Genomic DNA, 24,690 nt, shown 5'->3' with positions numbered 1-24,690 from the left:
AACATGAGTGATATCGTCGCCCGCGCCGAGCAGGCGCTGCTGCAGCCCGCCGAGTTGAGCGTAGACGCCGTAGCCGGCGTGTTGGGCTCGCTGGTACAGGCGCCGGGGGTGGACGCCGCCGACCTGTATTTTCAGCATCAGATCAGTGAGTCCTGGGTGCTGGAGGACGGTATCGTCAAAGACGGCAGCTTTCATGTCGATCAGGGCGTTGGCGTACGTGCCCTGTCCGGAGAGAAGACCGGCTTTGCCTACAGCAACGACATTCGTCTGGGCGCATTGAGTCAGGCGGCTGGCGCGGCGCGCTCCATCGCCCGGGCTGGCCAGGCCGGCAGCGTACAGGCATGGCAACGTCCGCAGGCTGTTGCCCTGTATGCTACCGAAAACCCGCTGGATGTACTGCCGCAGGCCGACAAGGTGGCCTTTTTGCAGCGTATCGATGCCTTTACCCGCAGTCTCGACCCGCGCATCAGTCAGGTCACGGTCAGCCTGGCCGGGGTGCACGATACCGTGATGGTGGCTGCCAGTGACGGTACCTGGGCCGGCGATATTCGCCCGCTGGTACGTATGAACGTCAGCGTGATCATGGAGCAGAACGGGCGCCGCGAACGCGGCAGCAGTGGCGGCGGCGGCCGTACCGACTACCTGTATTTTGAGGCCGAGGAGCGCGCTTTGGGCTACGCCCGCGAAGCGGTGCGTCAGGCCTCGGTCAATCTGGAGGCGATTGCCGCCCCCGCCGGCAGCATGCCGGTCGTCATGGGGCCGGGCTGGTCCGGCGTGCTGCTGCATGAGGCGGTTGGCCACGGCCTTGAGGGCGATTTCAACCGCAAGGGCAGCTCTGCCTACAGCGGGCGAGTGGGCGAAAAGGTTGCCTCCAGCCTGTGCACCATCGTCGATGACGGCACTCTGCCGGGCCGTCGCGGCTCGCTCAGCGTGGATGACGAGGGCGTGCCCAGTCACTGCACCACCCTGATCGAGAATGGCGTGCTCAAGGGCTATATGCAGGACAAATTGAATGCCCGCCTGATGGGCGTGCCGGCCACTGGCAACGGTCGCCGTGAGTCCTATGCGCTCCTGCCGATGCCGCGCATGACCAACACCTACATGCTGGCGGGCGAGAGCGATCCGGAGGAGATTATCCGTTCGGTGAAAAAGGGCATCTACTGCGCCAATCTGGGCGGTGGTCAGGTCGACATCACCAGCGGCAAGTTTGTCTTCTCCACCAGCGAGGCCTACCTGATCGAAGACGGCAAGATCACCGCCCCGGTCAAGGGCGCCACCCTGATCGGCAACGGCCCCGAAGTCATGAACCGGGTCTCCATGGTCGGCCACGACCTGAAACTCGATACCGGCGTGGGCGTGTGCGGCAAGGACGGGCAGTCGGTGCCGGTTGGTGTTGGGCAGCCGACGTTGAAGATTGACCAGATTACAGTCGGCGGCACCGGCTGATGCCCGGCGCGGCGAGCCGCGCGGCTGGAGGCTTGAAGCTGGAAGCTTGAAGCAGTCCGAGGTGTTGCGGGCGTTGGGTTTTTCGGCAGATTCCGCTTGACTGGCTTGTGCCGGCCCTACCCTGATTAAGCTTCCAGCTTCCAGCTTCCAGCTTCCAGCCGCTTTTACCTCCCCTCAAACCTCCCCGCCAGCCGATTCTTGCGTACCTGATCGACCGGAAACACCTTGCCGCTCATGGCGACGTAGACGCCGTGGGGCAGGCAGTTGAGGGCGCCGATGGCCAGGCCGAGGTTGAAGCTGGCGTCGGTGTCGCGAAAGCGTGCTGGCTGCATCGCGCCGGTGAGTACGATAACCTTGCCCTCGATATCGGCCAGCGCTGCGCCGGTCACCGTCATGGTGTCGGTGCCGTGGGTGATCAGAACGTGTTCATACGGGCAGGCAGCAACCTTGGCATGAATCAGGTCGCGGTCTTCGTCGGTCAGCTCCAGGCTGTCTTTGCGGGTCAGCGACTCGATTTTGTACTCAAACCCGACACGCGCTTGCTGCAGGATGTCTGCAGCCATGGGCTCGCCGATCTGGAACTCGCTGAGCGCGTCGAAATACACTTTGTCTATAGTGCCGCCAGTACTGAAAATCTGAATGAACATCCTGTATTCCTTCTCGCGGAGTCTGTCTGCGTATGTCTGTTGAAGAGTCTACCCTGTCTGCGCTGGAGCGTACCTGGTGGGTTTACATGGTGCGTGCCGAGAATGGTCACTTGTATACCGGCATCAGCGTGGACCCTGAGCGGCGCTTTGTTCAGCATCAGAGCGGCAAGGGTGCGCGCTTTTTCAATCGCAGTCCGGCGGCGGCGCTGGTCTGGCGTCGCAGTTGCCTTGATCACGGCGATGCCTTGCGGCAGGAGCGGGCGATCAAGGCGCTGACGCGCAAAGCCAAGGAGTGCCTGATAAATCAGCCCGATGGCGACTTATCAGGCCGCCCGAAGGGCTAGCCAGCCTCCCTATGGGCGGTCTACAGTGGCGGTTCATTTCGCCGGAGAGCTGTCATGACCGACCTGATTTTGCATCACTATCCGCAATCCCCCTTTGCCGAAAAGGCCCGCCTGCTGTTGGGCTTCAAGGGCCTGTCCTGGCATTCGGTGATGATTCCGCCGGTGATGCCCAAGCCTGACCTGACCGCCCTGACCGGTGGCTACCGCCGTACGCCGGTGCTGCAGGTGGGGGCCGACATTTACTGCGACACCGCGCTTATCGCCCGTCGTCTGGAGCAGGAAAAGTCCGCGCCGGCACTGTTCCCCGAAGGCCAAGAGGCCGCAGCAGCCAGCCTGGCGCAGTTCGCCGATCAGGTGTTGTTCCAGCACGCGGTAGCCATCAACTTCCAGCCCAAGGGACTGGCCGAGCGCTTTGCCGGCATGCCCGAACAAGTGGTCAAGGGCTTTGTGGCAGACCGCCAGAAGCTGTTCAGCGGCGGTACTGCCAGTCGCCTGGATACCGAGGTGGCGCTGGGTCAGTGGCCGGCGCTGCTGTCACGTCTGGAAACCCAACTGGAGCGCGATGGCGACTTCCTGCTGGGTAGCCAGCCAAGCATTGCCGACTTTGCCCACTATCATGCGCTGTGGTTTGTCGCCTCCAACCGTGCGGTTGCCGATGCGCTTGAGCCCTATCCGGCGGTGCGGGCCTGGATGCAGCGCGTACGGGATATCGGCCATGGCTCGCACACCGAGCTGAGCGCCGAGCAGGCCATTACGATCGCACGCGACGCCACGCCGGCTGCCCTGCCAGCCGATGCTATCGCCATCCCGACCGGCCTGACTGCCGGGCAGTCGGTGACCGTCAGTGCGGTTGACTACGGCACTGATGAGGTCGCAGGTACGCTGCTGTACGAAGGAGCGGAGGAAATCATCATCGCCCGTGAGGATGAGCGTGCCGGCCTGGTGCACGTGCACTTCCCGCGCTTTGGCTTCCGCATTCGCGCTGCATGACCCTGGCCGCGTCAGTGACCGGCGTTGGTCACTGACGCGTCTTGCAACACTCTATCTGGGCGCGTCCCTCTCGCCAGCCTGATGGCGCTGCGCTAATCTGCGCAAGCGGTCAGCTCGACCGTTTCTCCCTCAGGACCCCCTTGCCATGTTTGACTGGATCTTCCTGCCCGAAGCCTGGGTAGCGTTGGCGACCTTGCTGGCGCTCGAAATTGTGCTCGGCATCGATAACATCATTTTCATTTCTATTCTGGTAGGCCGCTTGCCGCCGCAGCAGCGTGAACTGGCGCGCCGGCTGGGTATTGGCTTTGCCATGCTGACCCGGCTGGCCCTGTTATTCTCGCTGGCCTGGATTATCGGGCTGGTCGAGCCCTGGTTCAGCGTGCTGGGACAGGACATTTCCGGGCGCGATCTGGTACTGGTCCTCGGTGGTCTGTTCCTGTTGGCTAAGGCAACCCACGAGATACACCTGAGCCTGGAAGCGCCGCAGGAGGCCGAGGCCTCTATGGCGGCGGCTGCGCGCAACGGCATGGTCGGCATCGTGGTACAGATTGCGCTGCTGGATATCGTGTTTTCGCTTGATTCGGTGATTACGGCGGTCGGGCTGGTCGATCACCTCTCGGTGATGGTGATTGCCATCCTTGGTGCGGTTGCCGTGATGCTGTTCGCAGCCAGGTCCATCGGCGACTTTGTTGACCGCCACCCCAGCATCAAGATGCTGGCGCTGTCGTTCCTGATGATGATCGGCCTGACCCTGATGGCCGAGGGGTTCGATGTGCACGTACCCAAGGGCTATATCTACTTTGCGATGGCATTTTCTGTTGTGGTTGAGTTGCTCAATATCAGGGTGCGCCGCAACAGGGCGCAGCAGGATAGTTGAGGGTCAGTTCTGCATGGGCTGATAGCCAGGCAGGCTTTCGATGCGCCGCAACCAGGCGGTGATGGCGGCGTACCCTGTCAGCTCAAAGCCGCCGTCGGCGGCAACGCGGGTGTAGGCATAGAGCGCAATGTCGGCCAGGCAGCGGCCGTCGCTGAGCTTCAGCAGCGGCACTTTGGCGTTGGGGTTGCGGGCCAGGAAATCGGGCGTGCGAGTCTCGCCACGCATGATGTCCACCGATTGCCATTCATAGTTCAGGTCAAGCAGAGCGCACAGCAGCTCCAGTTTGTAGCAGTTGCCGGAGCGGTGATTACCGTAGATTTTCATCTGTTGTGCTCGCAAGGGTAGTGGCTAACTGTCGTCTGGCTTCGCCTTGTCGTCAATCTGGTGTAGGGTCGCTATTGCCATTCAAGGGCGGTCAATGGTGCCGCCGCACGTAGACAGGGGCAGAGACGGCGTGGACAGCATTATTGCAGTGGACAACCTGACCAAGACCTACGCCAGTGGTTTTCAGGCGCTCAAGGACGTGAGTCTGCAGATTCGGCGTGGCGAAATCTTCGCGCTGCTGGGCCCTAACGGGGCCGGCAAGACCACGCTGATCAGTATTGTCTGTGGCCTGGTTAACCCGACCGGCGGGCGGGTACTGGTCGATGGGTTCGATAACCGCCGCGAGTATCGTCAGGCCCGCAAGCGCATTGGGCTGGTGCCGCAGGAGCTGACTAACAACATGTTCGACAGCGTCTGGGCGACCGTGCGTCTCAGCCGCGGGTTGTTTGGCAAGCCGCGCAATGATGCGCTGCTGGAGCAGATCCTGCGCGAGCTGTCGCTGTGGGACAAGCGCAACGAGCGGATCATGGATCTGTCCGGCGGTATGAAACGGCGGGTGCTGATCGCCAAGGCGCTGGCGCATGAGCCGGAGGTGCTGTTCCTCGACGAGCCCACCGCCGGGGTCGATGTGGCGCTGCGCCGGGATATGTGGAATATGGTGCGCCGGCTGCAGCAGCGCGGAGTTACCATTATTCTCACCACGCATTACATCGAGGAAGCCGAAGAAATGGCGGATCGCATTGGCGTGATCCGTCAGGGCGAGCTGATCCTCACCGAAGACAAGCACAGCCTGATGCAGCAACTGGGCACCCGGCAACTGACCCTGCAGCTGCAACAGCCGCTGAACGCCGTGCCTGATGGGCTGGCCGGCTATCCGCTGACGCTGGAGGAGCAGGGCTACGCGCTGGTGTACACCTTTGACGCCAAGGCCGAGCAGAGTGGTATCGCCGAGCTGCTGCGCAGTGTTGATCAGCTGGGGATCGAAGTGCGGGACCTGCGCTCAAGCCAGAGCTCGCTGGAGGACATATTTGTGGGGCTGGTACACAGTCGGGAACAGTCGGAATCGGCTGCAAGCCTTGGAGGTGCCGCATGAACCTGCAAGGGGTTAAGGCAATCTATCTGGCTGAAATGGCGCGCATGCTGCGCACCCGGCTGCAGAGTATCGCCTCGCCGGTGATTTCTACCTCGCTGTACTTCATCGTCTTCGGTGCCGCCATCGGTACCCGTATGACCGAGGTGGACGGCGTCAGCTACGGGGCGTTCATCATCCCCGGGCTGATCATGCTGATGCTGCTGAACGAGAGTATTTCCAACGCCTCGTTTGGCATCTACATGCCGCGTTTTACCGGCACTATCTACGAAATCCTGTCGGCACCGGTGTCGCCGTTCGAGATTGTGGTCGGTTATGTGGGCGCGGCGGCTACCAAGTCGGTGCTGCTCGGTCTGCTGGTATTGCTGACGGCGCGGATCTTTGTCGACTACGAGATTCAGCACCCGGTCTGGATGCTGGGCTTTCTGCTGCTGACCGCCATCACCTTCAGCCTGTTCGGCTTCATCATCGGGGTCTGGGCGGACGGCTTCGAGAAGCTGCAGATCATTCCGCTGATGATTGTTACCCCGCTGGCCTTTCTGGGCGGCAGTTTCTACTCCATCACCATGCTGCCGCCGTTTTGGCAGACCGTTACGCTGTTCAATCCGGTGGTCTACCTGATCAGCGGGTTCCGCTGGAGCTTCTATGGTGCGGCGGATGTGCACATCGGCGTCAGCGTCGGCATGACCCTGGTGTTCCTGACCCTGTGTTTGCTGGTGATCAGCTGGATATTCCGCACCGGGTACCGCATCAAACCCTGACAGACCTGTCCCGGCAGCGCCCGAGCTAGAGGGGTAGGATTGATTAGTGCCTAATCGAGCCATTTAATTGACTTTGGCGGGTTGCGCGTTGAGAATATGCCAATCATTTGCTATGGTGTCGCTTTGATATCAGCCGAATTCTCTGTGCGACACCTACCACGGACGTGTTCTTTGTTGCAGCCAGGCTGACTCCCAAACTCATACAGTGACGTCAGGTTAGGAGACAATTTGGTGCTGTTGTCGCGTGGAATTCTGCGTCTGCGAACGCTGGCCTGTTCGCTGATGCTCACCCTCTCTGGTCTGTTCTGCATGGCATCGGCCCAGGCTTCTACCGGGCCCGCGTCGGTAGCCTTCTGGTATGCCGCCGAGCCGCCGCTGCCCGAGTTGGCCCAGCACGACTGGGTTGTGCTCGAATCTGGGCATGTTCAGCCCGACCAGGTTGCCTTTCTGCAAGCCCAGGGCGCCGTCCCCTTTGCCTATCTGTCCGTTGGTGAACTGTCTCCCGAGGATGAAGCCTCGGCCGATGCTGCGCAGCGGTCGAGCGGCGAGCGTAATCACGAGTGGCAAAGCGATATAGCAGACCTGGCCGGCCCCCAGTGGCAGCAGCACCTGCTTGAGCGCGCCGCACGCCTGCGCAGTCAGGGTTATCGCGGCCTGTTTTTGGATACGCTGGACAGCTTCATGCGCCTGCCGGAGGAGCGTCGCCCGGCGCAGCTGCAGGGGCTGGTTGCGCTGCTGCAGCGCCTGCACGCCGAGTATCCGGACCTTCAGCTGTTCTTCAATCGTGGCTTTGAGGCGCTGCCGGAGCTGGGCTTTGCGCCGGCCGCGGTTGCGGTGGAATCGCTCGAGGCCAGCTGGGATCAGGCCCAGGGCCAGTACGGCCTGGTCTCGGAGAGTGATCGTGCCTGGCTTGATGGGCAACTCAAGCCGTTGCTCGATGCCGGCACGCCGGTTGTGGCGATCGAATATCTGCCGCCGGAGCAGCGTGAACAAGCGCGCGAGCTGAGTCAGCGGCTGCAGCAGCAGGGCTACCTGCCGGTTATCACTACGCCGGAGCTGGACTCTCTGGGTGTCGGCACGCTGGAAGTGGTGCCGCGCCGCATTGCGCTTTTGTATGACCCGCGTGAAGGTGAGTTGACCCGCTCCCCCGGTCATGTGCTGCTGGGCGGCTTGCTTGAATACCTGGGTTACCGGGTCGACTACTTTGCCGTTGACGGCCACTTGCCCGAGCGTCGCTTTGACGAGCTCTATGCCGGCGTGGTGGTGTGGATGACCAGCGGTGCTCCAGCCCAGGCCGGTCAGTTTCGGCGCTTTTTGCAGGCGCGCCTGAACGAGGGCACGCGCATCGCATTCTTTGGCGGTATGCCGGTAGACGACGCGCGCCTGCTTGCCCGCCTGGGGCTGCGCCGCCTGCCTTACGAGCCGCGCGAGGTCAGCCTCAAGCAGGTGGATGCCGCACTGGTTGGCAGTTTCGAGGCGCCGCTGCGGCTGCGCGCACGTGATCTGTTGGCCTTGTCCGCCGATGACAAGCTGCTGAAGCCGGCGCTGCAGTTGCAGGACGAGCAGAGCAATCTGCTGACGCCAGTGGCGACGGCAGACTGGGGCGGCTATGCGCTGGCTCCATACCTGTTTCAGGAGTCGGCCTCCGGGCGTCGCTGGATGCTGGACCCGTTCAGCTTTCTGCAGGCCAGCCTGCAACTACCGCCACTGCCGGCGCTGGACGTGACCACTGAAAACGGCCGCCGTATCGCTACTGTGCATATCGACGGCGACGGCTTTGCCTCCCGCGCCGAGGTGCCGGGCACACCCTATTCCGGCGAGGTAGTGCTGCAAGACTATATTCGCGCCCATGACTTTCTGACCTCGGTCTCGGTGATCGAGGGCGAGGTGGGGCCGCAGGGCATGTATCCCTACCTGACCAAGCGCCTTGAGCCGATCGCCCGGCGCATCTTTGCTGACCCCAAGGTCGAGCCGGCAACCCATACCTTCAGTCATCCGTTCTTCTGGGAGCCGGAAAAGGCTAGCCAGCGCGAAGGTTTCACTGCCGAGTACGGCATGAATTTGGCTATCCCCAATTACCCGGCCATGAACCTTGAGCGGGAAATTATCGGCTCGCGCGACTACATCCAGCGCGAACTGCTGCCGGCAGACAAACAGGTACGCTTGATCTTCTGGTCGGGTGAAGCCTTGCCCAGTGCCGAGGCGATTGGTATGGCGTACGCGGCAGGCATGGCTAACGTCAACGGTGCGGAGACCTATATCACCCGTGCCAACCCCTCGCTGAGTGGCCTTTACCCCTTGCTGCGACCGACCTCCGGCGGTTTGCAGATATACGCACCGATCATCAACGAAAACCTGTACACCAACCTCTGGACCGGGCCCTTCTACGGCTTTGAGCGGGTGCTGGATACCTTCGAGCTGACCGATTCGCCCCGGCGCCTGCGCGGTCTGAATCTGTACTACCACTTCTACTCCGGCACCAAGCAGGCCTCCATCAAGGCAATGGGCGATGTCTACGCTGCGATGCAGCGTCAGCAGCCGATCTCCCTGTGGATGGGCGATTATCTGCGGCGTGTGCGTGGTCTGTACGAAGGCGGCATGGCGCGTCGGGCCGATGGGCGCTGGCAGCTGCGTGCATTGCAAGGGCTGCGCACCGTGCGACTGGATCCGCAACTGGGCTGGCCGGACCTGCTGCACTCCGAGGGTGTCGCCGGTGTTCGTGATCTGCCGCAGGGGCGCTACGTGCATTTGAGCCGCGACCGCGCGGTGCTGGCGCTGCAGCCGGCGCGCGACACGGCGCCTGCGCTGGAGTACGCCAATGTGCCGTTGCAGGCCTGGGAATATCGCGGCGAGCGCGAGGTGCGGGTATCCATGGCCGGGCAATTTGCCCTGCGCTTTGCCGTGCGCTACGCCGGCAATTGCAGTCTGTCGGTTGGCGGGCGGCGATACGAAGGGCAGCGCCGTGGCGAACTGCTGGAATTCAACCTTGAGCGTCAGGAGGTGAGCGATGCAGTACTCGCCTGCCGCTGAGTCGACCCCGCTATTTCGGCCATGGGCCATGGGCGTGGCCGTTTTGCTGGTGCTGGTGGTTCTGGTGCTGACCTACCAGAACAAGGACGCCTTCATGCCGCAGGGCCAGAATGATGCCGTGTCGGCAGGTTACGCCGAGCTGCTGCTGGCGGCTGACCCGGAGAACATCGAGCTGCGCTCGGAGCTGGTTGAGATGCTGATTGAGCGTGGCGAGTTCTCGCGTGCGCTCAAGCACCTGGCTGATTGGCAGGGCGGCGATGAGCAGGCCCGACGCTTCTACAATCTGGTGCTCGATGGCCGGATGGCAACGGTACGCCGTGACGAGCAGGCGATTCTGGCTGCTCGTCAGCGCCTTGCCGAATTCGACCTGACCGGCCTGACCCCAGCACAGCAGACCCAGCTGGCCGACCTGGCGCTGGCGCTTGGCTTGCCGGCACGCGCAGCAGATCTGCATCTGGCGATGGCGCAGGTCGAAGGGCCTGATCAACAGGCGCATCAGCTGGCTGCCGCACGCTGGTATCTGGCTGCGGAGCAGCCGGCCGATGCCGCTGTTATATATCAGCAGTTGGCCGAGCAGGCGCGTACCGTTGAGGGGCGCCGGCAGTTTGCATTGCTGGCTTACAACGGTTTCTTGGCTGCCGATCAGGCATCGGTTGCCAGTGAATATGCGGTGCAACTACTTGATAGCGGCAGCCTGGAGACTCTCGGCGACGATTGGTGGCTGCGCAGCGTACAGACGGCGCAAGGTGCCATGCGCTTTGATCTGGCCACTCGTCTGGCCGAGCACTGGCGCCGGGCCGAGCCCGACAGTGTGGCTGCCCTGCAAGCGCGATTCGACATGGCGCTGGCGGCGGGCGACACGGCCACGGCCTGGGAGGTCGGCAAAGACCTGCTGGAGCAGTCGCCGCCCAGTGCCGAGCTGCTGCGGCAGATGGCCCAGTTGGGGCAGTGGCGCGGACAGCCTGAAGCGGCGCTGGATTATTGGGTCGCCTATCTGGATATGGCGGCGGATGCCGAAGCGCGTGACAAGGCGTGGCGTCTGGCGTTCCAGCTGTTCGATTACAACCGTGGTATCCAGCTGCTCGGCGCAACGGCAGCCTCGCGCCGGCTCAGCGATGAAGAGCTGGACGCACTGGTCTATGCCCATGAACAGCGCGGCACGCCCGCCATGGCCGAGAACTGGCTGCGCGGCTATCTGCAGCGTGCTTCCAGCCAGCGTCTGGCCTGGACCCGCCTGGTGCAGAACCTGCAAAACCGCCAATTGCTGCAACGCGAGGCTGATACCTGGCCGCAGTTTGCCGGGCGTTATCAGCTGACGATCGCTGAGCGGATGAGCTGGGCCGAGGTGCTGTGGAATCTGTACCAGCCCGAGCAGGCCTGGCAGGTGCTCGACGTGGCGCCGCTGGATGAACTCAGCCCCGACTACTGGCGTCTGCGCGCGGCCCTGGCCTGGGAGCTGGAGCGCGATGATGCGGTGCTGAGCAGCTATGAAGCCTTGCTGGCGCAGGGCGCCGTTCTGCTGCAGAGCGAACAGGCGCAACTGGTTGAGATGTACCGGCAACGCGATCCGGCGCTGGCACTGCGCATGCAGGTCGCCAGCTGGCGGCGCACGGGGGACACCCGTTTCCTGACCGATGCACTGCAACTGGCCGAGGAGCAGCAGAACTGGACGCTGATGGAATCCTTGGTGGCCGAGGCGAAGCAGCAGCCGGCAAGCGCCAACCTTATGCCGGTGCTGCTGGCACGCGGCCTGCTGGCCGAACGTGCCGGGCAGTTTGCCGAGGCGGAGCGTTTGTACCTGCAGGGACTGTCGCGCCAGCCGCGTAACAGCTTGCTGCGCGCGCGGATTCTCTGGCTGTTTGTCGACGCCGCTGACCGTACCAAGCTGGCCCGTGCCCTGCGGCAGTGGGAAGGCGAGGCCCAGTCGGTACCCGTCCTGTGGATGCCCATGGGCGCGGCCAATCAACTGCTCTCGCGCAATACCCAGGCGCTGCAATGGTTCAATCGGCATCTGCGCGAACAACCCGAAGACACCCTGGCGCTGGCGGCCTACGCCGACGCGCTTGAGGCGAGCGGCAGAGAGGCGGCCGCCCTGCAGCTGCGCTCACGTCTGCTCAACCGCCTGCGTTTTGCCGAAACCGAACGTGCGCCATTTACCGAACGCCAGATCTGGACGCGTCTGATGACCGCCGGTGGTTCACCCCGGCAGGCGCTGGCGGGGCTGCAGCGTTGGCATGACGGCTCGGTCAGCATGCTGCAACTCTGGTACGCCGCGCAGCTGGCGCGACTGGACAGCATCAATCAGGAAGCGCGAAAGGATGCCTGGCTGGCCTGGGGCCGCGCACGCGGGCTGCGTGAAGAGGGCTATCAGCGTATCCAGGAGGCACTGCGCACCAACAACCGCGAGGCGCTGGCCGCGCTGCTGGTCAACCCGCAGGTCGATGACGCCCACCGGGTTGCCGCGCAGGAGCGTCTGGGTGACGACAACCAGGCCATGGCCCAGGCGCTGTCCTCGCTCGGTGATGAACAGCCGTTGTCGGTACGCCGGCAGTTGTGGCGGCAGTCGGTTGCGTTCCTTGAGCGCTACCCGCAGGGCGTGCGTATCAGCTGGGGGCAGGAAGACTTTGGCGGTTTGAAAACCCTGGGGCCGCAGCTCAGCATCGCGCGTTTTATCGGCGATAACTGGTACCTGCGCGCTGATGGCGGCCGCGTGCGCTATGACTCCTCTCTGCTCGACAGCAGTGTGCTCGGGTCCGAGCAGAACATGCTGCTGCGCGCCGAGCGCCAGTTACCCAACGGCGACCTCTCGGTGACGCTGGATCACAGCGACCGTCAGGACGATAACCGCTCCGGCGTCGGCATCGCGCGGCGCTGGAGTGAGGGCGGCAACGAGGTTGAAGTGGGCGCCGACTGGCAGCGGGAAAGCCGCGAGACCGGTCTGATGCGCGCGCTCGGTCAGGAAAGCGGGATCTGGTTGCGCGCCAGCCATGCCTTCAGTGCGCGGGACCAGTTGAGCTGGCAGATCTCCCAGCGTGAGTTCGAGACCCGTTCGGGCGTGGATATCGGCTCCGGGCAGCAGCTGAACTTGGAGTTCAGCCAGATCCAGTTCTTTGAAGGGCCGACCTGGATTCTGCGCAGCGGCATCGAGTACCAGCGTAACAGCCTCAGCGGCGAGCCGTTGGACTCGCTGCTGGCGACCAACGGCGGTGCGGTGCGGCAGGACGATGTCACCGTCGATCAACTGCTGCCTGAGCGCGTTGGCCGTATCTACATCGGCAGCCAGCTGCGCCGTGGCATGCCGGGGCTGATCAACCGCAATCGGGGCCAGTACACCTGGCTGCTGGATACCTCGACCGGTTGGGACTGGGAAGACCAGAGCATGAACTTTGCCATCAATGCCGGTATTGGTATTGAGGTGTTTGGTGATGATGAACTGTCGTTTACCGCAGGCTACCAGTCGGAGCCGGTGGGCGGCGACGGCGAGGCGGGCGGTACCGCAACGATTTCCTACAGCAGCCGCTTCGGTCGCTGAAGGCACAACAAAGGAGCACAACATGCGCATTCTCAAGGGTATGACACTGGCGGCGACCTTGCTGACCGTCTCCGCCTGCAGCACCTTCTCCGGCAATAACGGCCCGAGTTTTCCGGCGTCTGCCAGCTGGGGTTTGCTGCCGATGGTCAACTATTCACAGACGCCGCAGGCCGGCGAGCGTAGCGAGCAGATCCTGCTCAGCGTGCTCTCGGAAGAGGGCATCCAGCCGCGGGTTTACCCCCACGTAGAGGACCAGGATCTGCTGGTGCTGGATGACCGCAAGCGCTACGAGCAGGCCCTGCAGTGGGCCCAGGGCCAGAGCTTTGACTACCTCGTCAGCGGCAGCGTTGAGGAGTGGCAGTACAAGAATGGTCTGGACGGTGAGCCCGCCGTGGGCCTGAGTCTGCGAGTGCTGGATGCGCGCACCGGGCAGGTGCTGTGGAGCAACAGCGGCGCTCGCGCCGGCTGGTCCCGTGAAAGCCTGGCCGGCTCGGCACAGAAGGTACTCAATACCCTGATCGGTGACCTGCGGATCGACTAATGTTCAAGAACTCGGTGCACAAGGACTACAGCCTCGTCGCCATCGGCAATCGCCGCTGGGCGTGGCTGGAAACGCCGTTGCTGACGGCGCTGGTGCTGGGGCTTTGCTATTGGCTGCACCCGGCGGACCCGCTGTTTCTGCAGGGCTTCCCCTGGCCGATTCTGGCGCCCCTGCTGCTGGCTGTGCGCTATGGCTTCCTGCAGGGCGCCTGCAGTGCGGCTCTGCTGGTGCTGGCTGCCCTTGTGCTGCACCGATTGGGCATGCCCGGCTACGTGCAGTTGCCTGGCTCCTTTATCGTCGGCGTGCTGGTTTCCAGCATGGTGGTGGGGGAGTTTCGTGACCTTTGGGGGCGCCGTCTGGAGCGTCTGCAAACGGCCAACGAATACCGCCAGTACCGTCTTGACGAATTTACCCGTGCCTACCATGTCCTGCGCAGCTCCCATGAGCGTCTGGAGCAGCGCGTCGCCGGCAGCGATACCAGCTTGCGCAGCACGCTGTTGCTGTTGCGTCGCCAGTTGCAGGACAAACCCGAGGGTGACGCCCTGGCCCAGATGGCGCCCTCGCTGTTGGGCGTGCTGGGGCAGTATGGCTCGTTTAACGCGGCCGCATTGTTTGCCGTGCAGGATGGCGAAGCACAGCTGCAGCGGCCGCTGGCCGAGGTGGGCGAGCCCGGCAAGGTGCCCGCTGACGATCTGCTGCTGACTCTGTGCCTGCAGCGTGGCGAGGTGGTCAGCGTGCGCGACAGCTATCTGGAAACCGGGCGCGAGGAGCAGGTCTCTGCCCTGCAGGCCTGTATCCCGCTGCTGTCGGTCGACGGGCAGGTGCTCGCCGTGGTGGCTGTGCACAGCATGCCGTTCTTTGCCTTTAACGAGCGCACCTTTACGTTGCTGGCGCTGCTGGGTGGCCATATGGCGGACCTGCTGCAGACCCCGCGACAGCTGTTGCGCCCGGATGATGCCGAAGCGCGCCGTTTCTCCCAGCAGCTGCGCCGCGCCCGCCGAGATGCCGCCGAGCACGATCTGCCGGGCAGCCTGGCCTTTGTCGAGTTGCCGGCCGACAGCGAGAAACTGCAGAAACTGCTGGTGGAAAGCCAGCGTGGTCTGGATCTGCAGGTGCTGGTGTCGCGTGCCAACGGCGGCGAAGGGCTGTTGGTACTGATGCCGCTGACCGATCAGGATGGCAGCCGCGGTTACCGCCAGCGGCTCGACCGCATGGTGCAGGAGCGCTTTGAAGACGCGTCCACGCTCGATGAGCTGGGTGTGGTCATCCACAACTTCGAGATTCGCCAGCAGCAGAGTGACAGCGCGCTGGCCGACTTCCTCTACAAGGAGTGTGGTCTGAATGACCAGCAAGTGGCTATTTAGCGGCGCCCTGGCCTTCGAGCTGGGGAGCTGGGGAGGACTGCTGAGCAACCCGTCGCTGATCGAGGGGCTGTATCTGTATGTCGTGCCCCACGCCATCGCGTCGCTGATGCTGGCGGCTGCACTATGGCTGGTGTTGCCCCGGCGTTACCGATTCCCCTTGCCCTGGTCGCCGCTGCTGCTGTTCAGCCTGATCTTCTTTATCCCGGTGGTCGGCGCCGTCGGTACCATCGCCGGAGTGTTCCTCGGTCTCTATCTGCCACGCCGCGAGCGTGAGCAGGGCTGGCAGTTGACGCGTATGCCGAGCTTGCCCTACCGCGCTGTAGATCAATGGCAGTCGCCGCTGTTCAACGATGGCGGCCTGCAGGACGTGCTGCAGTTGGCCGGCGATTCCGAGCGCCGCTTGGCGGCGCTGCTGGCAACCCGCACCATGCCGGGCAACGAGGGCATTCCGGTACTCAAGCTGGCCCTGCGTGACCCTGAGGACGATGTGCGCCTGCTGGCCTATTCGATGCTGGATCAGCGCGAAAACCGTATCAACCAGCACATTGAACGACTTCTTGAGCTGCAGGCCGAGAGCCCGTCGGCGGGCACCCGAGCGACGCTGGCGAGCTGGTATTGGGAGCTGGCCTATCTGGGGCTGGCGCAGGGCGGGGTGCTGCGCCACGTGCTGACGCAGGCGCTTGAACACGCTGCAGCCGCTCTGGAAAGCGAGCCTAGCGGTGAGCTCGCCGTGCTGGCCGGGCGGATTCAGATTGCGCGTCGCCAGAGCCTGGAGGCAAGGCGGTATCTGCAGCAGGCTGCTGACCTGGGCGTTGGGCCGTCACGGCTGGCACCGTTGCTGGCAGAGGTCGCATTTCTTGAACATCGCTACCGCGAGGTGGCCGTGCAACTGCAGCGTATTCCCCCTGCGTTGCAGGCCAAACCGCCCTTGGCAGCGACGGTGGGGTATTGGTTATGAGCGCACCACAGGCAGACATTTGTCTGCTGCTGGAAGGAACCTGGCCATACGTGCGCGGTGGCGTCTCCAGCTGGGTACACCAGATGCTGCTGGGGCTGCCGGATGTGCGCTTTTCCGTGGTGTTTATCGGCGGCGAGCGCAGCTCCTACCCAAAGCGTCACTACGAAGTGCCGCCCAATGTGGTGCACCTGCAGGAAGTTTTCGTATCCGACGCCTGGCGCTACCAGGCGCGGCCGGATGACACGCCGCCGGTCGGCGACCGCGACGCGTTGCAGAGCCTGTATCGCTATTTTCAGCATCCGGACGCGCCCGGCCCGGAGCAGGGTCAACAGTTGCTGCAGCAACTGGCCGCGGGCCGTATCACCAGTGCTCAGATGTTGCGCAGTGAAGCCAGTTGGCAGGTGCTGAGCCAGGGCTATCTGGAGCATTGCAGCGACCCGTCGTTCATCGATTATTTCTGGACTCTGCGCACCATGCAGGCGCCCTTGATCATGTTGACCGAGCTGCTGGCCAGCTTGCCGCGCGCGCGCGCCGTGCATGCCGTGTCGACCGGTTATGCCGGCTTGCTCGGGGCGCTACTCAAGGGCTACTGGCAGTGTCCCTTCATCCTGACCGAGCACGGTATCTACACCAAAGAGCGCAAGATCGACCTGGCGCAGGCAGCCTGGGTCGCGGGCAAGAGCGAAGAAGCCGAAATCAGCGGCCTGGCGGCCAGCAGTGGTTATATCCGTACCCTGTGGATTCGCTACTTCGAGCGCGCCGGGCTGTTGGCCTATCAAAACGCCGACCCGATCATCTCGCTGTACGAGGGTAATCGCGCCCGTCAGATTCGCGATGGCGCCGATGCGGCGCTGACGCAGGTCATTCCCAACGGTATTGCCCTGAGCGACTGGCAGCGGGTGAGGGCGCAGCGCGGCGAGGGCATTGCCCCGGTCGCCGGCCTGATTGGCCGTGTGGTGCCCATCAAGGACGTCAAGACCTTCCTGCGGGCGGTGCGCTCGGTGGTCAGTGAGATCCCCGAGTTTGAAGCCTGGATCGTTGGTCCGGAGGACGAAGATCCGGGGTACGCGCAGGAGTGTCACAGCCTGGTCAGCAGTCTGGGTTTGACCGGTCAGGTGCACTTTCTGGGCTTTCGTAATATTCGCGAAATCATGCCGCAGTTGGGTGTGATGGTGCTGACCTCGATCAGCGAGGCCCAGCCGCTGGTGATTCTGGAGGCCTGGTGCGCCGGCACGCCGGTGGTCAGTACGGATGTAGGCTCCTGCCGCGAGCTGATCGAAGGCGTTGGCGAGCAGGATCGTGCCCTTGGCTCGGCAGGTGAAGTGGTACCGATTGCCGATCCCCAGGCGACTGCCAGGGCAATCCAGCGTCTACTGCAGAACCCCGAGCGTTGGCATGCCGCGCAACGGACAGGCGAGCAGCGGGTGCAAGAGCGCTACAGTGATGAATTGATGTTTGCGCGCTACTCGCGGCTGTATCGCGACGCGATGGGAGAGGGTTAAGAGCAGATGGCCGGTATCGGATTTGAACTGCGGCGGATTCTCGCCAAGGACAGCTATAGCGCCACGCTGCGTGCCTATCTCTACGCCGGGCTGATCAGCTCGGGGCCCTGGGTGCTGTCGATCATCAGCGTGATGCTGATCGGCGTCATGAGTATCGGTTTTGTCGTGCCGGATCTGCTGGTGCGGCAGTTTCTGGTCAGCGTCACCTATCTGATGGCGACCTCACTCATTGTCACCGGCGGCTTGCAATTGTTCTTTACCCGGTTTGTCTCCGACCGTCTGTTTGAGCAGCGAATGGACGCGATTACACCAAACCTGCTGGGTATCTTGTTGGTAGTGACGCTGTTTTCGGGCCTGCTGGGCACGCTCGTGCTGGTGGTGTTGTTCGACCAGTCCTTCGTCTATCGGGTGCTGATGCTGGCCAACTTCGTCACCCTGTGCAATCTCTGGCTGGTCATCGTCTTTCTTTCCGGCATGAAGGCCTACAACCGCATCCTGGTGGTGATGTTGCTGGGCTATGCGGGCATGATCATCAGTGCCTTCTTCTTGCGTAATGTCGGCATGGAGGGGCTGCTGCTGGCGTTGCTGGTGGGGCACGCGCTGCTGCTGTTCATCTTTCTGTTCGACGTGCTGCGCCAGTATCCGTCCGAGCGCCTGGTGGCCTTTGAGTTCTTCGAGCGCCGCAAGGTGTTCGTCAGCCTGCTGCTGACCGGCCTGTTCTACAACCTGGGCATCTGGATCGACAAGTTCCTGTTCTGGGCCAACCCCGGCACCTCCGAGCAGGTCATCGGTCCGCTGCGCGCTTCACTGATCTATGACCTGCCGATCTTTCTTGCCTACCTGTCGATCATCCCGGGTATGGCCGTGTTTCTGGTGCGTATCGAAACCGACTTTGCCGAGTGGTACGACCGCCTGTTCCGCGCCGTGCGCGAGGGCGAGACGCTGCAGCACATCCGCCAGCTGAAGAACGAGATGACCCTGTCGATTCGCCAGGGCCTGCAGGAGATCTGCAAGGTGCAAGGGCTGACCGTGCTGCTGCTGTTTCTGGGTGCGCCCATGCTGCTTGACCGGTTGGGGATTTCCCAGCACTACCTGCCGCTGTTCTATGTGGATTTGATCGGGGTGAGCGTGCAGGTGGTGTTTATGGCGCTGCTGAACGTGTTCTTCTATCTGGACAAGCGCCGCATCGCCCTGGAACTGTGCCTGCTGTTTGTACTGCTGAACACGGTACTGACCCTGGTAACCCTCTATCTCGGGCCGACCTTCTTCGGCTACGGCTTTACCGTGTCGTTGATCGTCTGTGTACTGGCTGGTCTGGTGCGCCTGAACGGCGCACTGCAGAAGCTGGAATACAGCACCTTCATGCTGGAGCACTGAGCGGCCCGCATTCAGTGTGGGCCACTGCATTTGTGGCGCGCGCTCAGCGCCGCTTGTTGCGCAGTTGCTGTACCAGCCCCTTGGGCGGGTGGCGGATGACCAGTGCGTCTTCGCTCTCGTCGTATTCCACGCGCTCGCCAAGCAGGTGCGACTCAAAGCTGATCGACAGGCCGTCGGCTTTGCCGTAGTAGCGCAGGAAGTTGTTGATCGCGCGCTTGTCAGCCGGCATCTCCGGGTTGAGGCCGTAATCCTTGTTGCGGATGTAGTCGTAGAAGGCGCGCGGATGCTCCTCGTCCAGCACCCCTGACAACTCCTCCAGTGCCACCTGCTCACCAGCACGGGTCTGGCTGTTGACGTAGCTGCTCATGGCCTTGGCCTTGTCCTTGACCAGCTCAGGCTCCAGCGACGCCTCACCCACGTAGTCGCTGAAGGCCTGCAGCAGCGTGTTGGTTTCTTCCTCAGGATTGGCTCCCTCCACACAACCGATAAAGTCGCGGAAGTAGTCCGATACCCGCTTGCCGCTGCGCCCGCGAATAAACGAGATGTAGTTCTTCGCGCTGGCGTTTTGTTTCCACTCGGTCAGGTTGATGCGCGCCGCCATGTTCAGGCTGGATAGGTCCAGGTGGCGGGCGGCGGCCACATCCAGCTCGTCGGTCACGGTGACGCCTTCGGTGTGGTGCAGCAACGCGATGACCAGAAAGGCGGTCATGCCCTGGCGGTAGCGGATGTACAGCACATGCCCGCCAAGCGCCAGGTTGGAGCCTTCCATCAGAGTTTTCAGGTGCTCGGTTGCCTGGCTGGAAAACCGTACAAAGTCCAGTTCCTGGTCGATCAGCTGCTGCAGCCAGCCGCTGAAGGGGTAGGCGCCACTCTCTTCATGGAAGTAGCCCCAGGCCTTGTTCGGCTTGCTGTTGTACGCCTCGATCAGGCCGGCCAGCAGCTGCTCCAGCGCCTGCGAGCTGGCCAGCTCGGCCTCGCGCAGGGTGAGCGTGGCCGGTTGGCCGTCGGGCTTCTTGTGAATCTGGTGAACGATGCTGTTATCGATGGGCATGAGGGAGGTTCCAGGCTTGCCGGCGTCAGAGGCCGAACGTTAACACAGGCTGACTCGCTAGAGCGGAAACAGCAAGGGTATCAGCAGCGTACTGGCGAGCATGACCAGCAGGGTCAGCGGCACGCCGATGCGCACAAAATCGATGAAACGGTAGCCGCCGGGGGCGAGTACCAGTGTGTTGACCGGCGAGGACACCGGCGTCATAAAGGCCGCCGAGGCGGCCACGGCAACGGTGATGGCAAAGGGCATGGGCGATACGCCCAGCGCCTGCGCTGTGGCGATGGCAACCGGGGCCATCAGCACGGCGGTGGCAGTGTTGGAGATAAACAGGCCGATCACCGCAGTGAGGGCGAATAGCGCGGCGATCAGTGCGCGCGGGCCCGCGTCTCCCAGCAGCTGCAACAGGCCATTGACCGCCAGATCGATGCCGCCGGTTTTTTGCAGCGCGAGGGCAAAAGGCAGCATACCGACGATCAGCAGCAGGCTGGGCCAGTGGATGGAGCGCCAGGCGCTATCCATGTCGATGCAGCGAAACGCCCCCATCAGCAGACACCCGATCAGCGCCGCGAGCAGATTCGGCACCACGCCGCTGACCATCAGCGCGATCATCACCGCGAGACTGAGCAGTGCGTAGGGCGCCTTGCGTTTGGTGGGGGCTACCTCGTCGACCTCTGCGGGCACACTCAGCAACAGCACGTCGCGGCTCAGGCCGTGCAGCCGGTTGATGGCTTTCCAGGTGCCGGCCACCAGCAGGGTATCGCTGGATTTGAGGCGCTCGTCGATCAGCAGGCCATCCAGCGCCTGACCCTGACGGCGCAGGCCGACCACGTTGAGCTGGTATTCGCTGCGAAAACCCAGACCCTGCACCGTCTTGCCCAGCAGCGCAGACTCCGGTGGCAGCGCCACCTCGGCCAGCCCCAGCTGGTGTGCGTGGCGGTTGTAGTAGGAGTCACTCAGGGGCCCTGCCTGCAGGCCCAGCTGCTGGTAGACGCCAACCAGCGCGATGGCCGGGCTGGCCAGATCGACCAGCAGAATATCTCCGGCCTGCACCATGTTGTTGCCGGTGGCGACCAGCAGCAGGGTGCGAAGCCGTTGCGGGCGCTCCAGCGCAATCACGTTGATGCCGTATTCCGAGCGCAGGGCCAGGGCGTTGAGTGGCTGGTTGGCCAGCGGCGAGTCGGGCAGCACGCGCAGGCGTCGTTCGCGGTCGGTCAGGCGATAGCGCGCGGCCAGGCTGGCCAGTGTCTGGCGCGGGTGCGCCGGATTGCCGGCTGGTTTGCGCTCCAGCCAGCGGCGTGTCAGCAGCATGTAGCCGATGCCCAGAACCAGTACCGCCAGTCCGATCGGGGTAATGCTGAAGAAGCCGAAGCCGTCATTGCCGCTGCGTACCAGTTCACTGTGCACCACCATGTTGGGCGCGGTGGCGACCAGCGTCAGCATGCCGCTGGTCAGGCCGGCGACGCTCATGGGCATCAGCAGGCGCGCGGGCGAGCTGCCCAGACGGTTGGCAATGCTGAGCACGATGGGAATGAAAATGGCGACCACGCCGGTGGAACTCATCACCGCGCCAAGGCCGGCGACCGTCAGCATCAGCAGGATCAACAAACGGGTTTCGCTGTTACCGGAGCGCTGGATGATCCAGTCGCCAAATTTGTAGGCGATGCCGGTGCTGACCAGACCCTGACCGATGACGAACAGGGCCGCAATCAGCAGTACGCTGGGGTCGCTGAAGCCGCTCAGGGTTTCCTCCAGGGTGAGGATGCCACTGAGCGGCAGGGCGAGGATGACCAGCAGGGCAACCACATCCATGCGTGGCTTGTTGAGGATAAACAGCAGCACGCTGGCCAGCAGCAGTGCGAGTACTACCCCCAGGTCCACGCCCATGCGCTTGCCCCGCGCTTACAGGCTGGCGATATGAGCGCGCTGCTCGCTCAGCTGGGCCAGCGCCTTCTCTGCTTCGGCCAGCTTGGCGCGTTCCTTGTCGATCACGGCGGCGGGCGCCTTGTCGACAAAGCCCGGGTTGGACAGCTTGCCGCCCACGCGCTTGACTTCGCCTTCCAGACGGCCGATTTCCTTGTCCAGACGCGCCAGTTCGGCGGTCTTGTCGATCAGCCCGGCCATGGGTACCAGCACTTCCAGCTCACCGACCAGCGCGGTAGCGGCCAGGGGCGCGTCCTCGTCGTCGCCGAGGACGCGGATCGACTCCAGCTTGGCCAGTTTCTTCAGGAAGGTTTCGTTGTCGCCCAGGCGGCGCAGGTCTTCGGCGGTGGTCTTGCGCAGCAGCACGTCGAGTGCCTTGCCCGGAGCCACGTTCATTTCGCCGCGGATATTACGTACGCCGAGAATCAGCGCCTTGAGCCACTCGATGTCGCCTTCAGCGGCGCTGTCGATGCGGTCTTCGGCGGCAACCGGCCAGGGTTGCAGCATGATGGTGTCACCCTGCTTGCCGGCCATGGGCGCGATGCGCTGCCAGATTTCTTCGGTGATGAAGGGCATGAACGGATGGGCCAGACGCAGCGCGGTTTCCAGTACGCGCACCAGGGTGCGACGGGTGCCGCGCTGGCGCTCGGCTGGGGCATTTTCGTCCCACAGAACCGGCTTGGACAGCTCCAGATACCAGTCGCAGTACTGGTTCCAGATGAACTCGTAGAGCGCGTTGGAGGCCAGGTCAAAGCGGAACTGATCCAGCTGGCGGGTTACTTCGGCCTCGGTGCGTTGCAGCTGGGAGATGATCCAGCGGTCGGCCAGGGTCAGCTCTACTTCTGCGCCATCCGCTCCACAGTCCTTGTCTTCGCACTGCATCATGACGTAACGCGCGGCGTTCCAGATCTTGTTGCAGAAGTTGCGATAGCCTTCGACGCGGCCCATGTCGAACTTGATGTCGCGGCCGGTGGAGGCCAGCGAGCAGTTAGTGAAACGCAGCGCGTCGGTACCGTAGGCGGCGATGCCATCGGGGAATTCGGCGCGGGTCTGCTTTTCGATCTTGGCGGCCAGTTTGGGCTGCATCATGCCGCTGGTGCGTTTCTGCACCAGCGATTCGAGGTCGATGCCGTCGATGATGTCCAGCGGGTCGAGCACGTTACCCTTGGACTTGGACATCTTCTGGCCCTGACCATCGCGTACCAGACCATGCACGTAGACAGTCTTGAACGGGATTTGCGCGCTGCCGTCATCATGATTCATCAGGTGCATGGTCAGCATGATCATGCGCGCGACCCAGAAGAAGATGATGTCGAAGCCGGTCACCAGTACGTCGGTCGGGTGGAAGGTCTTCAGTGCTTCGGTCTGCTCCGGCCAGCCGAGGGTAGAGAAGGTCCACAGGCCCGAGCTGAACCAGGTATCCAGTACGTCTTCATCCTGGCGCAGCACACCCAGGCCGCAGGCGATGGCGGCATTCTTGAGTTCGTCCAGGGTAGGCAGCTCTGCTTCCGCTTCGCGGTCGTTGCTTTCCAGCGCCTTGCGATAGGCTTCCTCTTCATCGCGACCAACGTAGACGTTACCAGCTTCGTCGTACCAGGCCGGGATGCGGTGACCCCACCACAGCTGACGGGAGATACACCAGTCCTGGATGTCGCGCATCCAGCTGAAGTACATGTTCTCGTACTGCTTGGGCACGAACTGGATGCGGCCGTCTTCGACCGCAGCAATCGCCGGCTCGGCCAGCGGCTTGGTGGAGACGTACCACTGGTCGGTCAGCCAGGGCTCGATGACCACGCCGGAGCGGTCACCTTTGGGCACCTTGAGGGCGTGCGGTTCAATCTTCTCAAGCAGGCCAAGGGCGTCGAAGTCGTCGACGATTTTCTTGCGCGCGTCGAAGCGGTCCATGCCCGCGTAAGCGTCCGGCAGGGTGGCGTCGATCTCGTCGTTGACGCTACCGTCGATGTTGAACACCTGAGCACGCGCCAGTATGGCGGCGTTCTTGTCCAGCACGTTGATCAGCGGCAGGCTGTGGCGCTTGCCGACTTCATAGTCGTTGAAGTCGTGGGCCGGGGTCATCTTCACGCAACCGGTACCGAACTCCGGATCGCAGTAGTCGTCGGCGATGATCGGGATACGGCGGCCCACCAGTGGCAGTTCGACGAACTTGCCGATCAGCGCCTGATAGCGCTCATCTTCCGGGTTCACGGCAACCGCGCTGTCACCCAGCATGGTTTCCGGACGGGTGGTGGCAACGATCAGGTAAGTCTTGCCGTCGGCGGTGGTGGCACCGTCGGCCAGCGGGTAGCGCAGGTTCCACAGTGAGCCCTGCTCGTCGTGGTTTTCTACTTCCAGGTCGGAGATCGCGGTGTGCAGTTTCGGGTCCCAGTTGACCAGGCGCTTGCCGCGGTAGATCAGGCCGTCCTCATGCAGGCGCACGAAGGCTTCCTTGACCGCTTCGGACAGGCCGTCATCCATGGTGAAGCGCTCGCGGCTCCAGTCGACCGAGCTACCCAGACGGCGAATCTGGCGGGTAATGTTGCCGCCGGACTCTTCCTTCCACTCCCAGACCTTTTCCAGAAACTTCTCGCGGCCCAGGTCGTGGCGGTTGACGCCCTGTGCGGCCAGCTGACGCTCGACCACCATCTGGGTGGCGATACCGGCGTGGTCGGTGCCCGGTTGCCACAGGGTGTTGCGGCCCTGCATGCGGCGGAAGCGAATCAGCGCATCCATGATGGCGTTGTTGAAGCCATGACCCATGTGCAGGCTGCCGGTCACGTTCGGCGGCGGCAGGGCAATGGTGTAGGACTCGCCCGAGCCCTGGGGGGCAAAGTAGTTGTTCTGCTCCCAGGTCTGGTACCAGGAAGTTTCAATGGCGTGGGGCTGGTAAGTCTTGTCCATGGGTGTCTTGGCTATCCGGCTATTCAGGAATGGCAGGC

Annotated in this window: 18 protein-coding genes; 13 read left to right on the top strand and 5 right to left on the bottom strand. The window is 63.1% G+C overall.

The features are described 5' to 3' along the window. Window positions 1-3: 3 nt before the first annotated feature. On the top strand, window positions 4-1,446 hold the full coding sequence (gene tldD / locus BM116_RS02425) for a metalloprotease TldD (protein WP_083726171.1): 1,443 nt from the start codon (window positions 4-6) through the stop codon (window positions 1,444-1,446). 164 nt (window positions 1,447-1,610) lie between these two features. Here tldD and BM116_RS02420 read toward each other — a convergent pair whose 3' ends face one another. After that, entirely contained in the window at window positions 1,611-2,093 is a 483-nt protein-coding gene (locus tag BM116_RS02420; protein ID WP_083726173.1) for an asparaginase domain-containing protein, read from the bottom strand. A 32-nt stretch (window positions 2,094-2,125) separates the two neighbouring features. Between BM116_RS02420 and BM116_RS02415 the strand changes: the two genes are divergently transcribed. The 3 genes from BM116_RS02415 (at window position 2,126) to BM116_RS02405 (ending at window position 4,304) form a co-directional block, all read left to right on the top strand. Further along, window positions 2,126-2,437 (top strand): GIY-YIG nuclease family protein, encoded by a 312-nt coding sequence (locus BM116_RS02415; protein ID WP_083726175.1) that lies wholly within the window; start codon window positions 2,126-2,128, stop codon window positions 2,435-2,437. 54 nt (window positions 2,438-2,491) lie between these two features. Then, window positions 2,492-3,427, top strand: coding sequence for a glutathione S-transferase family protein (locus BM116_RS02410; RefSeq protein WP_083726177.1), 936 nt, complete (start codon window positions 2,492-2,494; stop codon window positions 3,425-3,427). Between the two features lie 145 nt (window positions 3,428-3,572). Further along, window positions 3,573-4,304 (top strand): TerC family protein, encoded by a 732-nt coding sequence (locus tag BM116_RS02405; RefSeq protein ID WP_083726180.1) that lies wholly within the window; start codon window positions 3,573-3,575, stop codon window positions 4,302-4,304. A 3-nt stretch (window positions 4,305-4,307) separates the two neighbouring features. On the opposite strand, the gene BM116_RS02400 is transcribed toward BM116_RS02405, so the two are convergent. Further along, complete coding sequence (locus tag BM116_RS02400) at window positions 4,308-4,628, bottom strand: glutathione S-transferase N-terminal domain-containing protein (RefSeq protein WP_083726182.1); 321 nt, start codon at window positions 4,626-4,628, stop codon at window positions 4,308-4,310. 130 nt (window positions 4,629-4,758) lie between these two features. Here BM116_RS02400 and BM116_RS02395 point away from each other — a divergent pair, with 130 nt between their 5' ends. From BM116_RS02395 to pelG, 9 genes are all read left to right on the top strand, one after another. Beyond that, on the top strand, window positions 4,759-5,721 hold the full coding sequence (locus BM116_RS02395) for an ABC transporter ATP-binding protein (RefSeq protein ID WP_083726184.1): 963 nt from the start codon (window positions 4,759-4,761) through the stop codon (window positions 5,719-5,721). Beyond that, window positions 5,718-6,479: an ABC transporter permease gene (locus BM116_RS02390; protein WP_083726186.1), complete on the top strand. Its 762-nt coding sequence runs from the start codon at window positions 5,718-5,720 to the stop codon at window positions 6,477-6,479. Before BM116_RS02395 ends, BM116_RS02390 begins: the two co-directional genes overlap by 4 nt. A gap of 282 nt (window positions 6,480-6,761) precedes the next feature. Then, window positions 6,762-9,509, top strand: a complete 2,748-nt coding sequence (locus BM116_RS02385) for a bifunctional glycoside hydrolase/polysaccharide deacetylase family protein (RefSeq protein ID WP_083726228.1) — start codon at window positions 6,762-6,764, stop codon at window positions 9,507-9,509. Then, window positions 9,487-13,041, top strand: coding sequence for a tetratricopeptide repeat protein (locus BM116_RS02380; protein WP_083726188.1), 3,555 nt, complete (start codon window positions 9,487-9,489; stop codon window positions 13,039-13,041). The genes BM116_RS02385 and BM116_RS02380 overlap by 23 nt, the downstream gene beginning before the upstream one ends. 22 nt (window positions 13,042-13,063) lie before the next feature. Continuing rightward, window positions 13,064-13,582: a penicillin-binding protein activator LpoB gene (locus BM116_RS02375; protein ID WP_083726190.1), complete on the top strand. Its 519-nt coding sequence runs from the start codon at window positions 13,064-13,066 to the stop codon at window positions 13,580-13,582. After that, window positions 13,582-14,946 (top strand): PelD GGDEF domain-containing protein, encoded by a 1,365-nt coding sequence (locus BM116_RS02370; protein ID WP_083726192.1) that lies wholly within the window; start codon window positions 13,582-13,584, stop codon window positions 14,944-14,946. Before BM116_RS02375 ends, BM116_RS02370 begins: the two co-directional genes overlap by 1 nt. Beyond that, window positions 14,924-15,904, top strand: coding sequence for a transporter (locus BM116_RS02365; protein ID WP_083726194.1), 981 nt, complete (start codon window positions 14,924-14,926; stop codon window positions 15,902-15,904). Before BM116_RS02370 ends, BM116_RS02365 begins: the two co-directional genes overlap by 23 nt. Next, complete coding sequence (gene pelF, locus BM116_RS02360; protein ID WP_083726196.1) at window positions 15,901-17,406, top strand: GT4 family glycosyltransferase PelF; 1,506 nt, start codon at window positions 15,901-15,903, stop codon at window positions 17,404-17,406. The genes BM116_RS02365 and pelF overlap by 4 nt, the downstream gene beginning before the upstream one ends. Before the next feature lie 6 nt (window positions 17,407-17,412). Continuing rightward, window positions 17,413-18,783 carry an exopolysaccharide Pel transporter PelG gene (pelG, locus tag BM116_RS02355; RefSeq protein ID WP_083726198.1) on the top strand — a complete coding sequence of 457 codons (1,371 nt, stop codon included), beginning with the start codon at window positions 17,413-17,415 and terminating at the stop codon, window positions 18,781-18,783. Window positions 18,784-18,826: 43 nt separating this feature from the next. On the opposite strand, the gene yejK is transcribed toward pelG, so the two are convergent. Genes yejK through BM116_RS02340 form a run of 3 tightly spaced genes read right to left on the bottom strand, consistent with a single transcriptional unit; the run spans window position 18,827 to window position 24,652 of the window. Beyond that, window positions 18,827-19,834 (bottom strand): nucleoid-associated protein YejK, encoded by a 1,008-nt coding sequence (gene yejK / locus BM116_RS02350; RefSeq protein WP_083726200.1) that lies wholly within the window; start codon window positions 19,832-19,834, stop codon window positions 18,827-18,829. A 57-nt stretch (window positions 19,835-19,891) separates the two neighbouring features. Next, a complete protein-coding gene (locus BM116_RS02345; RefSeq protein ID WP_083726202.1) occupies window positions 19,892-21,718 on the bottom strand; it encodes an SLC13 family permease in 1,827 nt (608 codons plus the stop codon). Window positions 21,719-21,733: 15 nt separating this feature from the next. Beyond that, window positions 21,734-24,652: a valine--tRNA ligase gene (locus BM116_RS02340; protein WP_083726204.1), complete on the bottom strand. Its 2,919-nt coding sequence runs from the start codon at window positions 24,650-24,652 to the stop codon at window positions 21,734-21,736. Window positions 24,653-24,690 lie beyond the last annotated feature (38 nt).

The organism is Halopseudomonas pachastrellae (genome assembly GCF_900114765.1).
GTDB lineage: Bacteria > Pseudomonadota > Gammaproteobacteria > Pseudomonadales > Pseudomonadaceae > Halopseudomonas > Halopseudomonas pachastrellae.
Note: the sequence above shows the minus strand (reverse complement) of the source record. Positions and strands in the feature narration are given on the sequence as shown.

Excerpts from the sequence above, each read along its gene's own strand:
- tldD (WP_083726171.1), top strand. The coding sequence starts at position 4 with ATGAGTGATATCGTCGCCCGCGCCGAGCAGGCGCTGCTGCAGCCCGCC.
- BM116_RS02420 (WP_083726173.1), bottom strand. The coding sequence starts at position 2,093 with ATGTTCATTCAGATTTTCAGTACTGGCGGCACTATAGACAAAGTGTAT.
- BM116_RS02415 (WP_083726175.1), top strand. The coding sequence starts at position 2,126 with ATGTCTGTTGAAGAGTCTACCCTGTCTGCGCTGGAGCGTACCTGGTGG.
- BM116_RS02410 (WP_083726177.1), top strand. The coding sequence starts at position 2,492 with ATGACCGACCTGATTTTGCATCACTATCCGCAATCCCCCTTTGCCGAA.
- BM116_RS02405 (WP_083726180.1), top strand. The coding sequence starts at position 3,573 with ATGTTTGACTGGATCTTCCTGCCCGAAGCCTGGGTAGCGTTGGCGACC.
- BM116_RS02400 (WP_083726182.1), bottom strand. The coding sequence starts at position 4,628 with ATGAAAATCTACGGTAATCACCGCTCCGGCAACTGCTACAAACTGGAG.
- BM116_RS02390 (WP_083726186.1), top strand. The coding sequence starts at position 5,718 with ATGAACCTGCAAGGGGTTAAGGCAATCTATCTGGCTGAAATGGCGCGC.
- BM116_RS02385 (WP_083726228.1), top strand. The coding sequence starts at position 6,762 with ATGCTCACCCTCTCTGGTCTGTTCTGCATGGCATCGGCCCAGGCTTCT.
- BM116_RS02380 (WP_083726188.1), top strand. The coding sequence starts at position 9,487 with ATGCAGTACTCGCCTGCCGCTGAGTCGACCCCGCTATTTCGGCCATGG.
- BM116_RS02375 (WP_083726190.1), top strand. The coding sequence starts at position 13,064 with ATGCGCATTCTCAAGGGTATGACACTGGCGGCGACCTTGCTGACCGTC.
- BM116_RS02370 (WP_083726192.1), top strand. The coding sequence starts at position 13,582 with ATGTTCAAGAACTCGGTGCACAAGGACTACAGCCTCGTCGCCATCGGC.
- BM116_RS02365 (WP_083726194.1), top strand. The coding sequence starts at position 14,924 with ATGACCAGCAAGTGGCTATTTAGCGGCGCCCTGGCCTTCGAGCTGGGG.
- pelF (WP_083726196.1), top strand. The coding sequence starts at position 15,901 with ATGAGCGCACCACAGGCAGACATTTGTCTGCTGCTGGAAGGAACCTGG.
- pelG (WP_083726198.1), top strand. The coding sequence starts at position 17,413 with ATGGCCGGTATCGGATTTGAACTGCGGCGGATTCTCGCCAAGGACAGC.
- yejK (WP_083726200.1), bottom strand. The coding sequence starts at position 19,834 with ATGCCCATCGATAACAGCATCGTTCACCAGATTCACAAGAAGCCCGAC.
- BM116_RS02345 (WP_083726202.1), bottom strand. The coding sequence starts at position 21,718 with ATGGGCGTGGACCTGGGGGTAGTACTCGCACTGCTGCTGGCCAGCGTG.
- BM116_RS02340 (WP_083726204.1), bottom strand. The coding sequence starts at position 24,652 with ATGGACAAGACTTACCAGCCCCACGCCATTGAAACTTCCTGGTACCAG.